Here is a 13,647-nt window from a genome sequence, read left to right as displayed (position 1 = left end):
AAGTTCAATGATTGTATGGAGTATTGCAAACCAAAAAGGCGGTGTGGGTAAAACAACCACAACGATTACGCTTGCCGGTTTGCTAAGTCAGCAAGGCAAAAGAGTGCTGTTGGTCGATACTGACCCTCACGCCTCGCTTACTACATACTTAGGTTATGATTCTGATGGCGTGCCCGTCAGCCTGTTTGACCTATTTCAGCAACGTGAGTTAACAGAGCAAAGCGTTACCCCTCTTATCCTAAAAACCGATGTTGAAGGCATTGATCTCATCCCTGCCCATATGTCTCTAGCCACTTTAGATAGAGTCATGGGCAACCGCAGTGGAATGGGGCTGATTTTGAAACGTGCGCTTCTTGCATTGCGCCATAATTATGACTACGTATTGATCGACTGTCCTCCAATTTTAGGGGTAATGATGGTTAATGCATTGGCCGCCAGCGATCGTATCTTAATTCCAGTGCAGACTGAGTTTCTGGCTATGAAAGGGCTCGAAAGGATGATTCGCACCTTAGCCATCATGCAAAAATCTCGTAGTCGATCGTTTAAAGTGACTATCGTACCGACTATGTACGACAAGCGAACCCGGGCTTCTTTGCAAACGCTGAATCAACTTAAAAAAGATTACCCAGAGCAAGTTTGGAGCTCTGCTGTACCTATAGACACCAAGTTTCGTGACGCGAGTTTAAAGCGCTTGCCTGCTTCTCATTTTGCTGAAGGTAGCCGTGGTGTTTTTGCTTATAAACAGTTGCTGATTTATTTAGAGAGGCTAGCTATTGATGAGTAGTGGGCCATTTTTATCCAGTGAACAAGCACTCGATGACTACTTTACAGCGTTACTAGATGAAGAAGCGATTGAACTTGAGCTGAAAGCGGAAGAGCACAAAGAATTGTCCCTTGCTGAACCTGAGTTAGCGCTTTCGACATCGGTGCAATCTGTACCGGAAAAAAGTTATTACCATGCTGAAGTGGTTGAGTTTGAGCTGCCGAATTTAGATGATGTGCAACGCTTATTAAGCCAGCTAGAATCAAGTAATCCAGTGGCAGAGTTAGAGCTGGAAGAGATCATGGAGCAAAACACCGTTCAGATCGCTTTAAAAACTCAACCAGTGGCTGAAATTGTTGAAGAGATCCAAGAATGGGATATTCCCGCCGATACTTTGGAAACAGAACCTGAAGTTGAAATTCTGACTGCGGCAGACACTGTTGAAGAATTTGCTGTTGACGTGGAAGTGGTTGAGCAACCGACGGCTGAAGTCGAACTTGAAACGCAAGCGGGCTACTCTGGAATTGGTACATGGAAAAGCACTGCGAGAACACGAGATTTTCAAGTGCTCTATTTTGAAGTGAATGGCGTGACGTTTGCGGTGCCTCTTGATGAACTTGGGGGGATCCACCGTATGGCAACGCTCAATCATTTAATCGGTCGACCTGCTTGGTACCTTGGACTGCAAACTAATAAAGACAATCAGCTAGATGTTGTCGATACGGCAAAATGGGTAATGGCAGAAAAGCTCCATGATGATAGCTACAAAGAAGGTTATCAATACATCGTCATGCTTGGTGACAGTATGTGGGGGTTAGCAAGTACTCAGCTTATGGGTACAGAATTGCTAAGCTCAGAGAAGGTCCGCTGGCGAGAACAGGCAGGCAAAAGGCCGTGGCTTGCTGGAATGGTAAAAGAAAAAATGTGTGCTTTGATCCATGTTGAAGCATTGATAGCTATGCTTAATGCAGGGCTTGATGTAAAAGCACTAGAGAAATAATAATACATTGATGTCGGAATCGACTTAGAGAGGAAAAGGTATGTCTCAGACTAACGAAGTAGAAGTAAGAAAAGACAAGTCTAACGACGAAGTGCTTCAGTGGGTGACGTTCCAACTAGAAGAAGAAACATACGGAATTAATGTAATGCAGGTACGTGAAGTGCTTCGCTATACAGAAATTGCACCGGTACCAGGTGCTCCTGATTATGTTCTTGGCATCATTAACCTACGTGGTAATGTTGTGACCGTCATTGATACACGATCTCGTTTTGGCTTAATGCAAGGTGAAATCACGGATAATACACGCATCATTGTGATTGAATCTGAGCGCCAAGTGATTGGTATTTTAGTCGATAGCGTTGCGGAAGTGGTTTACCTACGTTCTTCTGAAATCGATACTACACCAAGTGTTGGTACCGATGAGAGCGCTAAGTTTATCCAAGGCGTGAGCAACCGTGACGGTAAGCTATTGATCCTTGTTGACCTGAATAAACTACTAACTGAAGACGAGTGGGACGAGATGGTCCACCTATAATGAGCGAAGCTATGTTGTTCAGTGCTCCTGTTATTCTTATAGGGAGCGCGGTTTTTGTTGTTGTATTTTTGTTGCTGGTGTTACTTCGTGTACGTCAGGGACTTGCCCAACAGATTGATCACCAAAGACAACAAGCCCGATCGTTAGATAAGGAGTTGCAAAAGACGAATAGACAGCTGTTGGAAATACGCTCAGTTGCTATTGGTCTTGGCCAAAAAGTGACGGATCAGCAGGATCTCATCCAGCATTTAAACGAGCGAATTACTGAATTGGAACATGTTGATACGGATGGGCGTTTATACAGCCGAGCGACAAAAATGGTCCAACTCGGTGCTGACATCAATGAGCTTATTAAAGAGTGTGAGCTACCTAAAGCTGAAGCTGAGTTGATGATGTCCTTGCAGAAGAAAATTGCAGGGCATGAAAGCATCCCGCCACTGAGTAGTCACCCGGAAGGTCGCGAGCCGGTGCAAAGTACGAGGCGACCTGCCAAAAAATAGTCGAAAGAGCGAAACTAGAGAGGGAAGCCAATGGCTTCCCTCTCTAGTTTTGAATGTGGTTAAATGTAGCCATAAAGTAGTAAATGAGACAGAAAATAATTAAAAATTAACAGTTTCTTACCTAGTTTCGTGACTGGTAATAGTCTTATTATGTTTTGTCTTAGGTGTGGTGTGCTAATATAGCGGCTCAAATTTCTCGATTTAGATGCACATGCTTGAAGTAAATAACCTGACCGCAATTCGTGATGAAAGAGTTCTGTTTGAAGCACTTAGCTTTGTGATTCATGCTGGCGAATTGGTGCAGATTGAAGGACGGAACGGCACAGGTAAAACGACCTTGCTACGAATTGTTGCCGGGTTAGGTGATAGAGAGGATGGTTCTATTTCGTGGAATGGCATGAATATTGAGTCTAATCGTGATGATTACCACCAAGATTTACTGTTTCTTGGTCATCAAACTGGGGTTAAGCGCGATTTGACGGCATTCGAGAATCTTCATTTTTATCAATCAGTGCATAATGCAGAATCGTCTTCTCAAGAGATATACCAAGCCTTGGCTAAAGTAGGTTTAGCTGGCCGAGAAGACGTGCCTGCAGGCCAGCTTTCTGCCGGACAACAGCGCCGAGTTGCGCTGGCTCGTTTGTGGCTCAGTCAACAAAAGTTGTGGATTTTAGATGAACCGTTAACTGCGATTGATAAGCAAGGTGTCAAAGTGTTGGAAGCCTTATTTCTAGCGCATGCGCAACAAGGTGGCATCGTTGTATTGACCACACACCAAGATATGTTTGCTCACTATCCGCAATTGCGAAAAATTAAATTGGGGCATGAGTCATGATCGTGACCATGGGTATGATCATCCGTCGTGAATTATTGATCGCCTTTCGACGTCAAGCCGATATTTTTAATCCACTGTGGTTTTTTATCATAGTGATCACCCTATTCCCGCTGAGTATCGGCCCAGAGCCTGCTTTGCTCGCCCGTATCGCCGCAGGTATTGTTTGGGTTGCGGCGTTACTGTCGGCGCTACTATCACTTGAGCGTCTGTTTCGCGATGATTTTCAAGACGGGTCGCTTGAACAAATGATGCTGCTCCCAGTGCCATTACCAATAGTCGTTATTTCAAAAGTCGTGGCTCATTGGTTATTGACTGGACTGCCTTTAATTTTAATTAGCCCATTGTTAGCCGTATTATTGTCATTAGATTTTAATACGTGGCTTGCGGTTGTATTGACTTTGTTCATTGGCACGCCAACGTTGAGTTTTATCGGTGCTATTGGGGTTGCATTGACCGTCGGCTTGCAAAAAGGTGGCGTGTTGCTGAGCCTACTGGTCTTACCCTTGTATATCCCGATTTTAATCTTCGCTACATCAGCTATTGATGCAGCATCGCTTGGCATGCTCTACAACGGTCAATTGGCTGTTTTGGGGGCAATGTTTATGGGCGCGATAACATTAACTCCATTTGCTATTAGCGCAGCATTGAGAGTCAGCGTTAACTAAATTAAGTACGAACGATATTTTCAGCAATGCATTTGAGCGTTGCGTATCAACAACACAATAAACTGAGCAGACACATGCTCAGAAGCAATGAAGTAAGAGTGAGACAATACAATGTGGAAATGGCTCCATCCCTATGCAAAGCCTGAATCCGCCTATCGGCTATGTGGAAAGTTCCTGCCTTGGTTTGCAGGACTCGCTATCTTATGCCTGGTAGTCGGTAATATCCTTGGTTTAGCTTATGCTCCGGCAGACTATCAGCAAGGCGACAGCTTCAGAATCATTTACATTCATGTCCCTTCCGCCATTTGGTCAATGGGCATTTATATGTCGATGGCGATTGCGGCTTTCATTGGTCTAGTTTGGCAATTAAAACTGTCAGACATGGCCGCTGCTGCAATGGCGCCCATCGGTGCGGTATTTACGTTTATTGCGTTAATTACTGGAGCCATTTGGGGTAAACCGATGTGGGGAACTTGGTGGGTATGGGATGCTCGTCTGACGTCTGAGCTCATTTTACTGTTTCTCTATTTGGGAGTGATTGCGCTTTACCACGCTTTCGATGATCAAAAAACAGCCGCAAAAGCCGCAGGTCTGCTGGCCATCGTTGGTGTGATCAATCTACCTATCATTCATTTCTCCGTTGAGTGGTGGAATACCCTGCATCAAGGTGCCACGATTACTAAATTTGAAAAGCCTTCCATATCCAGTGACATGTTGTGGCCACTGCTGCTCAATATTTTTGGTTTTGCTTTCTTTTTTGCTGCGGTCACTATGGTCCGCTTACGCAATGAAATTATCAGTAAAGAGAGCCATCGCCCTTGGGTTATCGAATTGGCAACCCTTCAAACACAGAAAGGTAACTGATCATGCATTTTGACTCTTTGAGTGATTTCTTGGCGATGGGCGGTTACTCCGCCTATGTATGGAGTGCATTTGGCATTACCTTTTTATCCATGTTTATTTTACTGATGCTCAGCATCAAGCGTGGCAAAACCTTGTTGCAAGATGTGCAAGCAAAGGTTGAACGCCAAGCCAGAATTGATGCTGCGAAGCATATGGAGAACACCTTATGACCCCAAGACGTAAAAAAAGACTCACCATTATTTTGGCATTGATTATTGGGGCTGGTGCCACCATTGGTTTGATGTTGTATGCACTCAATCAAAATATGGACCTTTTCTATACGCCGACCGAGCTTGTACACGGTAAACCCGATGGGACAAAGCCAGAAGTGGGTCAACGGCTACGTATTGGCGGCATGGTGGTGGTGGGCTCTGTGAAAAGAGATCCGGGTTCACTAAAAGTAAGATTTCAGCTCCATGATGTTGGTCCAAATGTGACGGTCGAATATGAAGGCATCTTACCCGACTTGTTTAGAGAAGGTCAGGGTATTGTTGCGCAAGGCGTATTGAAAGATGCCACCACAGTGGAAGCGTTTGAAGTGCTAGCCAAGCATGATGAAAACTATATGCCACCGGAAATTGCTGAAGCAATGAAGAAAACGCATGAGCCGTTAACCTATAGCTCGGAACAAAAACAAGGAAGTGCTCAATGATTGTTGAAATAGGACATTTTGCCCTTATTGTTTCACTTGGGCTTGCCATATTACTCAGCTTACTTCCACTTGTTGGTGCTTCTAAAAACAATACCATGCTGATGAATACTGCGCGGCCATTAGCATGGGGAATGTTTTCATTGCTATTGGTCTCATTTAGCATTTTGCTATGGGCATTTTATGTCAATGACTTCACGGTACAATACGTGGCGAGTAATTCGAATAGTCAATTACCCTGGTATTACCGTCTAACAGCGGTGTGGGGGGCGCATGAAGGTTCTTTATTGCTGTGGGTTTTAATTCAAGCGGGATGGACTGTGGCGGTGGCTACCTTTAGCCGTGGTATGCCTCAAGAATCTGTGGCGCGAGTCTTATCCGTTATGGGGCTGATCAGCGTTGGATTCTTGCTGTTTGTCATCGTGACTTCGAATCCATTTTTACGCACCTTACCCTATTTCCCAATTGATGGTCGTGACTTAAACCCGCTGCTACAAGATCCTGGGCTAATCATTCACCCACCCATGTTATACATGGGATATGTTGGTTTTTCAGTCGCATTCTCATTTGCGATAGCCTCTTTGATGACCGGGCGTTTGGATACTGCATGGGCCCGTTGGTCTCGTCCTTGGACAACTGCGGCGTGGTTATTTTTGACATTAGGCATCGCGCTAGGTTCGTGGTGGGCTTACTACGAACTTGGCTGGGGTGGCTGGTGGTTCTGGGATCCAGTAGAAAACGCGTCGTTTATGCCATGGCTTGTGGGAACGGCATTGATGCACTCACTTGCTGTGACAGAAAAACGTGGCACATTCAAAGCTTGGACAGTGTTACTGGCAATTTCAGCATTTTCGCTCAGTTTACTGGGCACATTCTTAGTGCGATCTGGTATTTTGGTTTCGGTACACGCATTTGCATCCGATCCCGCTCGTGGCCTGTTTATCCTTGGGTTTTTGGTGTTTGTCATCGGTGGCTCACTGCTATTGTTTGCCGTTAAAGGTGCGGCAGTGCGCGTCCGTGGCAATGCTGAATTGATCTCGCGTGAAAATGCGCTGCTCTCCAACAACATCTTATTAATCGCTGCATTGGTGGTGGTGTTGGTTGGCACCTTGTTACCTTTAATCCACAAGCAGATTGGCCTTGGTTCCGTATCAATAGGAGCGCCTTTCTTCAACATGCTGTTTGCATGGCTAATGGTGCCATTTGCATTTTTGCTGGGGATCGGTCCACTGATCCGTTGGAAACGCGATAATTTTTCCAAGCTTTTGAAACCGATGTTGATTTGTGGCCTGATGGCGTTGATTCTTTCGGCGGTTATGGTGTACCTGCTAGCTGAACGCTTTAGCTTGATGGCATTTATCGGCTGGGTCATGGCCTTTTGGATCATCTTGCTACACGTTGTCGAGTTGCACCAACGTGCGACACATCGTCATAGCTTCATGATAGGGGTGACTAAACTACAACGTAGCCACTGGGCCATGATGTTAGGCCATGTTGGTCTTGCCGTTACTGTGATTGGTATTGCGATGGTGCAAAACTACAGTATCGAGCGTGATGTTCGTCTAGCGCCTGGAGAATCTTTTGAAATCCAACAATATGAATTTTATTTCAAAGGGTTAAGAGATAAAGATGGCCCGAACTATGATGGTTATATTGCCGATTTTGAAATTACGCAGGATGGGCAATACGTTAATACACTCCATGCGGAAAAACGTTTTTATCGTACTGCCAAGTCAATGATGACTGAAGCGGCCATCGATCGTGGCATCACTCGCGATTTGTACATTGCAATGGGTGAGCGATTAGAAGATGGTCGTTCATGGGCGATCCGAATTTATTACAAACCATTTGTACGTTGGATCTGGGCTGGTGCTTTATTGATGTCATTAGGTGGTGCGTTAGCCATCAGTGACAAACGCTACCGCTTTAGAAAAAGCTCCCAACAGGAGGCGTAGATGAACAAGAAAATTCTATTTATTCCATTGGTGGCTTTTCTTGGTCTAGTTGCCGTGTTTGTTACTCAGTTGGTCAAAAATACCGAAGGTGATGATCCCACAAAATTGGAGTCGGTTCTGATTGGTAAGTCTGTGCCTGAATTTCGTTTGGAAGATTTAGCCGAACCCGGCAAGCTGTACGACCAAGCGATATTTAAAGGCGAGCCTTTGCTGCTGAACGTCTGGGCAACTTGGTGCCCGACCTGCTATGCCGAACATCAATATCTCAATCGGTTGGCGGGTGATGGTGTAAAAATTATAGGCTTAAATTATAAAGATCAACGAGATAAAGCGGTTCAATGGTTAAATGAGCTAGGTAATCCTTACTTGATCAGCCTGTTCGATGGTAATGGTATGTTAGGGTTAGATCTCGGCGTTTATGGTGCGCCGGAAACCTTTCTCATTGATGCCAACGGCGTTATTCGTTACCGCCATGTGGGGGATGTTAATCCAACCAATTGGCAAACAACTTTGCAACCTATGTATCAGAAACTTTTAGAGGAAGCGAAGTAATGAAGCGTTTTATATTATCGATCATTGCTAGCTTTGCTTTGGTATTTTCTGTGCAATCTGCAATTGAAGTGTACGAATTTGATAATCCACAGCAAGAGCAGCAATTCAAAGAGTTGAGCAATACATTGCGTTGTCCAAAGTGTCAAAACAATACTATTGCCGACTCAAATGCGGCATTAGCACAGGACTTACGTAATAAAGTCTATGAAATGACCAAGCAAGGTAAGTCTGAACAAGACATTGTTGACTACATGATTGCACGTTACGGCAACTTTGTGACCTATAACCCACCGTTGACTTTGGCGACTTCCATCTTATGGCTAGGTCCTTTGAGTGTGGTGTTCCTGGGTTTTGGTTTTATTGTATTACGCAGCAAACGTCGTAAAGCATCAACCGCTCAAAGTGGTGAAGTTTGGGATGCCGAAAAGGAAGAGCGATTAAATCAGTTGCTCGCCGAAGACGCGGTTGATGATGAGAAGCATGGAGACAAACAATAATGACGTTTTTTTGGTTATCTACCCTCATTCTGACCTTCTTTGGTTGTGTCTTCATTGCACTGCCGATCCTCAAAAACAGAGCGAACAACGATGCAGCGCTGCGTGACGAATTGAACAAAGCGATCTTTAAAAACCGCCTTGCAGAGTTACACGAAGAGACGCAAGAAGGGTTGGTTGACAGCGAACAAGAGCTGATTGCTGATCTGAAACAGTCGCTATTGGATGATATTCCTGCGCAATCGGTGCAAGGAAATTCTTCACATGTGTCACCGATGGTTGTTTTGATCCCCTCGATTTTATTGGTCGTCATCTTAAGCTATGGCTTTTACCTAAAATTTGGCGCGGCTAGTCAAGTAGAGCAGTGGCAGCAAGTGAACGCTAACTTACCTGCACTCTCAAAAAAAATGATGTCACCAGAAGGTGCTGCCTTAAGTGATGATGAGATGAATGATCTCACACTGGCGCTGCGCACTCGTCTGCATTATCAGCCTCAAGATGCGACCGGGTGGTTGCTGCTTGGACGTATTGGACTTGCTAACAGAGATATAGAAACATCGATTGGCTCAATGAAGAAAGCGTATGCGTTAGATCCAAAAGATGCAGATGTGAAGTTGGGCTATGCGCAAGCATTAATGTTGTCACAAGATGAGCTTGACCAAAATCAAGCACGTGAAATTTTAACGGCATTAGTACAACAAGATTATGTTGATCTACGCGTGTTTTCACTACTTGCGTTTGATGCGTTTGAACGCCAGGATTACCCAGCGGCGATGAAGTATTGGCGATTAATGCAGCAGATGATTGGCCCTGAAGATAGCCGTTATGAGATGCTTTCGCGCAGTATTGAAAGAGCACAAAGCAAAATGCAGCCTAAAGCTATCGATGGGAAAATGGTTCCTGTCACCATCTCACTCGGTGATGGTGTGACTCTTGAACAAAATGCAGTACTCATAGTCTCTGTGCACAGTTCTGATGGTGCACCTATGCCTGTTGCCGCAGCGCGTTATCCACTGACTCAATTCCCTATTAAGGTTGTGTTAGATGATAGCAATAGCATGGTTCAGGGGCGGAAGTTATCCGACCTTGCACAGCTTATTGTTCGAGTACGCTTGGATACGGATGGCAATGTTTCAACCAAACAAGGTGATTGGTTTGGTGAAAGTGCTCCCATGAGCCTCGGTCAACCTGTTGAAGTTGTGATCAATAAGCAGTATTAATAGCACTTATATACAATTAACGTATTGATAGGCCGATGTCTCATCGGCCTTTATACATGGAAATAAATAATGATAAGCCGCCTATCCCGACTGATATGCCCTATGCTGTTCCTTTTCGTATTAGCAGGGTGTGCAAGCGCTCCGGATTCAACGTCAGCCGAATCAAATCAAACGCAGTCGGGCGATCCTTTTGAGGTTTTTAACCGATCAATGTGGACAATCAACTACGATTATATCGATCCATACTTGGTTCGCCCTGTTGCGATTGCCTACGTGGATTACATTCCACACCCAATTAGAAAAACGATCGCCAATGTTCTGTCAAACTTTGATGAACCTTCAAGCATTATCAACAACATATTGATGGGTAATGGCACGAAAGCCGTTGACCACTTTAACCGCTTTTGGATTAATAGCACCTTAGGCCTGTTTGGGATGATTGATATTGCGTCAGAAGCGGGCATCACCAAACACAATGAAAAAGCGTTTAGTGATGCGGTAGGTCATTATGGTGTTGGTAATGGTCCATATTTAATGATTCCTGGATACGGGCCCTACACGATTCGAGAAACCACAGATGTTGTGGATGGCTTGTATGTACCACTTTCTTATCTCAATGTCTGGGCTGGCCTAGGCAAATGGGCTCTTGAAGGATTGGAGACCCGAGCAAGGCTCGTTCCTCAAGAAGTGACGTTGGAAAACTCCCCAGATCCATATTCATTAACTCGCGATGTTTATTTACAACGCCAAGATTTTAAAGCAGAAATTGATACCCAAACGTATGATGAATCGGAAGAAGAGTATCTCGACGATTATCTGGAAGAAGGGTTTTAATCATACCCATGTAGGTCGGCCTTGTACTGCTAGCTAGGCCGACATCACACGTCCGCTAAAGTATTCGTTAGCGACGATGTATTCCGTATTGCGGATCAATTCATCTTGCAGCTCAGCCCAATGGGGCTTCTCATCTACATCACCTTTTGCGCTAGGCACTACGCCTCCGACCCTTATGTTGAAAGGGGTTAGTTCTTTTGCCCAACTCTGCGTGAAACCAGAAACCATAGAATTCGCATTTTCAATTCCCGCTAGGTCATACTCATCATTTTGAGAAATGACGTTCACAATCACACCTGGCTTGTTGTTAATACGCATTCGCTCAGCACTGGCTTGACCAAAAGTGAATAAAGTTGAGGCCATCATGGCGAGCTTCTGAAGAAAGACTTCAGCTCGTTGTTCACCTATCAAGGGGGGGAGGGATGCATTTGGCCAATTATTGACCAGTACATCCGGTGCCCCATGATAGGTTTGATCAATAAAATCGAACAGCCGATGGATCGTTTCTAAAGAGTAATCTGGTGTGTGGTAATAATGAACATCCTGAGAGATCGCTTTGCAACGAGCAAAGGTTTCCATTAACCCAAATTTGTCTTGGTCACACAAAATAATTTTTGCACCTAAATGTGCGAAATGAACGGCCAGCGTGCTACCAAGCATCGAACTTGCTGAAGTGATTAATATTATTGCACTTTTTATATCCATTGGGTGCCTCACCCTATTGTTTGTTTTATTGTTGTAGCGGGATTTAGTCTCAATAGGATGGTTGATTAACTGTGGGTAGGGTGTGAATAACATCAAATTACTCAGCCTAAGCGAGCGTGGTATGTGTTTTTTTCGCTCATACTCACATTCTGATCTAGAGAATGTCGTTTTGTGTTACATACAAGACATCAAACTTGGGTGCGGATCTGATCTCGCCGGTGGGCAACGGTGAGTTGAACCGACAGATCGGCAACTAAGAGCTCAACGTTTGAGGGGGAGGCAAGATGCCTTCGCTCATGTCCTGACAGATTAAGATATACCTCTTCGGGTAAATCATGCGTATCTTCAGGCAAATAGGCGAGTACTTCAGGAGTCAAGTAGTGGCTGAGTTTCGCACTGGCGAGTCCTCCGTGATGGAAAAGCTCGGCCTGTTTTGCTGAAACAGTGTAAGAGCTTTGGTCGGAACGCAGTGCTTGAGGCTCCGTAAGCTCAAATCGCTTACGTAACAATTCATCGCTAGTGGGTGGGTTTTCAATACGTTCAACAGGAGTGTTGTCGCGTACATCGTTAGAAAACATCGACAGTATGAGTGCAAAGTCCGCACGGCGTCCTTGCTGGACAGCATGGCTTAGCCCCGAGCCAAATTGAAGCTCGTTTATAATACTGGCTTTATCTAATGTATGTACTTGCATTTGCCTCTCCAACCGATGCACTTTTAGCGGCGAGAAAGCAGATAACTTTAGATAAAATAACAAAAAAGCCTGCGATAAAGCAGGCTTTTCATATGACTAAATACCAATCCAAGGGGAAAAGGTTATTTTGCTAGGTTTTCTGCAACGAATGCCCAGTTAACCAGTGCCCAGAAACCATTCATGTAGTCAGGGCGTAGGTTACGGTAATCGATGTAGTAAGCGTGTTCCCACAGATCAACCGTCAGTAGCGGAGTCACACCTTCGTGAGTCAGTGGTGTGGCTGCATTTGAAGTGTTGATGATCTCTAAAGAGCCATCCGCATTTTTCACCAACCAAGTCCAAGATGAACCAAAGTTATTGATCGCTGAGTCAGTGAATTTTGCTTTAAAAGCTTCAAAAGAACCAAATGCGGCGTTGATTGCGTCTGCAACGGCACCTGTTGGTTCGCCACCTGCATTTGGTGCAAGGCAGTGCCAATAGAAGGTGTGGTTCCAAATTTGAGCGGCGTTATTAAATACGCCACCAGTTGAAGTCTTGATGATCTCTTCGAGAGATTTACCTTCAAATTCAGTGCCAGGGATAAGGCCGTTAAGCTTCACAACGTAAGTGTTGTGGTGCTTACCGTGGTGGAAATCTAGTGTTTCGGCTGAAATGTGTGGTTCTAGAGCGTCTTTAGCGTAAGGCAAAGCTGGTAATTCGAATGACATTGCTCGATTCTCCGTTGTGTAGAAAGAGTGAAAGTCTCTTTCAGTAGCTTCCAGATATTATAATGATATTCGTCGATACGACTGACTTGAAGGTATTTTAGCAAGTTTTTACTTTATTAAAAGTCCTAATATTGAAAATTGTTGTATAGGCAGGATATCCATAAATAATATGTGCTTTTTATTCTCTATTAATGATTTAGAATGTCAGTAACAAACCGCACTATCCCATTAAGAGGAAGCAATGGAAACTATTGATAAAATTAAACAGCAACTTGAAGAAAATGCCATTCTGCTATACATGAAAGGCTCTCCTAAGCTACCAAGTTGCGGATTTTCTTCTCAAGCTGCGCAGGCTTTGATGGCTTGCGGTGAGAAATTTGCTTATGTGGATATTCTGCAAAACCCAGATATCCGCGCTGAGCTGCCTGTATACGCACAGTGGCCTACTTTTCCACAATTGTGGATTGAAGGTGAGTTGATTGGTGGTTGTGACATCATTATCGAAATGTTCCAAAAAGGCGAACTGCAACCTTTAGTGAAAGAAGCCGCTGCACGTGCAGGCAATGAAGGGTAATACTGTATAAAATAACAGTTTTTCTTGATTTATTAAGGTCACATTGGTTAATGTGGCCTTATTT

General features: G+C 44.5%; 18 protein-coding genes. 15 read left to right on the top strand and 3 right to left on the bottom strand.

The window, feature by feature from the left end; genetic code table 11:
* Positions 1–7: 7 nt before the first annotated feature.
* The 14 genes from EXZ60_RS10210 to EXZ60_RS10145 all read left to right on the top strand — a co-directional run bounded on the left by EXZ60_RS10210 (position 8) and on the right by EXZ60_RS10145 (position 10,905).
* Complete coding sequence (locus tag EXZ60_RS10210) at positions 8–784, top strand: ParA family protein (protein ID WP_026027244.1); 777 nt, start codon at positions 8–10, stop codon at positions 782–784.
* Positions 777–1,763 (top strand): chemotaxis protein CheW, encoded by a 987-nt coding sequence (locus EXZ60_RS10205; RefSeq protein ID WP_277435662.1) that lies wholly within the window; start codon positions 777–779, stop codon positions 1,761–1,763. Before EXZ60_RS10210 ends, EXZ60_RS10205 begins: the two co-directional genes overlap by 8 nt.
* A gap of 40 nt (positions 1,764–1,803) precedes the next feature.
* Positions 1,804–2,298 carry a chemotaxis protein CheW gene (locus EXZ60_RS10200; protein WP_013856372.1) on the top strand — a complete coding sequence of 165 codons (495 nt, stop codon included), beginning with the start codon at positions 1,804–1,806 and terminating at the stop codon, positions 2,296–2,298.
* Entirely contained in the window at positions 2,298–2,798 is a 501-nt protein-coding gene (locus tag EXZ60_RS10195; protein WP_214651447.1) for a DUF2802 domain-containing protein, read from the top strand. The genes EXZ60_RS10200 and EXZ60_RS10195 overlap by 1 nt, the downstream gene beginning before the upstream one ends.
* Positions 2,799–3,009: 211 nt before the next feature.
* Positions 3,010–3,633, top strand: coding sequence for a cytochrome c biogenesis heme-transporting ATPase CcmA (ccmA, locus tag EXZ60_RS10190; RefSeq protein WP_064625747.1), 624 nt, complete (start codon positions 3,010–3,012; stop codon positions 3,631–3,633).
* Positions 3,630–4,298: a heme exporter protein CcmB gene (gene ccmB, locus EXZ60_RS10185; protein ID WP_222715217.1), complete on the top strand. Its 669-nt coding sequence runs from the start codon at positions 3,630–3,632 to the stop codon at positions 4,296–4,298. The genes ccmA and ccmB overlap by 4 nt, the downstream gene beginning before the upstream one ends.
* A gap of 111 nt (positions 4,299–4,409) precedes the next feature.
* Positions 4,410–5,162, top strand: coding sequence for a heme ABC transporter permease (locus EXZ60_RS10180; protein ID WP_019280903.1), 753 nt, complete (start codon positions 4,410–4,412; stop codon positions 5,160–5,162).
* Between the two features lie 2 nt (positions 5,163–5,164).
* Entirely contained in the window at positions 5,165–5,371 is a 207-nt protein-coding gene (ccmD, locus tag EXZ60_RS10175; protein ID WP_013856377.1) for a heme exporter protein CcmD, read from the top strand.
* Positions 5,368–5,853, top strand: coding sequence for a cytochrome c maturation protein CcmE (gene ccmE, locus EXZ60_RS10170; RefSeq protein WP_013856378.1), 486 nt, complete (start codon positions 5,368–5,370; stop codon positions 5,851–5,853). The genes ccmD and ccmE overlap by 4 nt, the downstream gene beginning before the upstream one ends.
* The gene (locus EXZ60_RS10165; RefSeq protein WP_222715218.1) at positions 5,850–7,805 is read left to right on the top strand and encodes a heme lyase CcmF/NrfE family subunit; all 1,956 of its coding nucleotides are present in this window, start codon (positions 5,850–5,852) and stop codon (positions 7,803–7,805) included. The genes ccmE and EXZ60_RS10165 overlap by 4 nt, the downstream gene beginning before the upstream one ends.
* Positions 7,806–8,357: a DsbE family thiol:disulfide interchange protein gene (locus EXZ60_RS10160; protein ID WP_013856380.1), complete on the top strand. Its 552-nt coding sequence runs from the start codon at positions 7,806–7,808 to the stop codon at positions 8,355–8,357.
* Positions 8,357–8,854 carry a cytochrome c-type biogenesis protein gene (locus tag EXZ60_RS10155; RefSeq protein ID WP_013856381.1) on the top strand — a complete coding sequence of 166 codons (498 nt, stop codon included), beginning with the start codon at positions 8,357–8,359 and terminating at the stop codon, positions 8,852–8,854. The genes EXZ60_RS10160 and EXZ60_RS10155 overlap by 1 nt, the downstream gene beginning before the upstream one ends.
* Entirely contained in the window at positions 8,854–10,071 is a 1,218-nt protein-coding gene (gene ccmI / locus EXZ60_RS10150) for a c-type cytochrome biogenesis protein CcmI (protein ID WP_013856382.1), read from the top strand. The genes EXZ60_RS10155 and ccmI overlap by 1 nt, the downstream gene beginning before the upstream one ends.
* A 69-nt stretch (positions 10,072–10,140) precedes the next feature.
* Positions 10,141–10,905: an MlaA family lipoprotein gene (locus tag EXZ60_RS10145; RefSeq protein ID WP_088729022.1), complete on the top strand. Its 765-nt coding sequence runs from the start codon at positions 10,141–10,143 to the stop codon at positions 10,903–10,905.
* Between the two features lie 33 nt (positions 10,906–10,938).
* On the opposite strand, the gene EXZ60_RS10140 is transcribed toward EXZ60_RS10145, so the two are convergent.
* The 3 genes from EXZ60_RS10140 to sodB form a co-directional block, all read right to left on the bottom strand.
* On the bottom strand, positions 10,939–11,610 hold the full coding sequence (locus EXZ60_RS10140; protein ID WP_026028270.1) for an SDR family oxidoreductase: 672 nt from the start codon (positions 11,608–11,610) through the stop codon (positions 10,939–10,941).
* A 188-nt stretch (positions 11,611–11,798) separates the two neighbouring features.
* Entirely contained in the window at positions 11,799–12,302 is a 504-nt protein-coding gene (locus EXZ60_RS10135) for a VC2046/SO_2500 family protein (RefSeq protein ID WP_277435654.1), read from the bottom strand.
* A 122-nt stretch (positions 12,303–12,424) separates the two neighbouring features.
* A complete protein-coding gene (gene sodB, locus EXZ60_RS10130; protein ID WP_010318866.1) occupies positions 12,425–13,009 on the bottom strand; it encodes a superoxide dismutase [Fe] in 585 nt (194 codons plus the stop codon).
* A 241-nt stretch (positions 13,010–13,250) separates the two neighbouring features.
* Between sodB and grxD the strand changes: the two genes are divergently transcribed.
* On the top strand, positions 13,251–13,583 hold the full coding sequence (grxD, locus tag EXZ60_RS10125; RefSeq protein WP_094128991.1) for a Grx4 family monothiol glutaredoxin: 333 nt from the start codon (positions 13,251–13,253) through the stop codon (positions 13,581–13,583).
* Positions 13,584–13,647: the final 64 nt, after the last annotated feature.

Origin of the sequence: Vibrio sp. 1151_11, assembly GCF_029478525.1 — a bacterium.
Taxonomy (GTDB): domain Bacteria; phylum Pseudomonadota; class Gammaproteobacteria; order Enterobacterales; family Vibrionaceae; genus Vibrio; species Vibrio anguillarum.
This window is presented reverse-complemented; position numbering and strand designations above follow the sequence as displayed.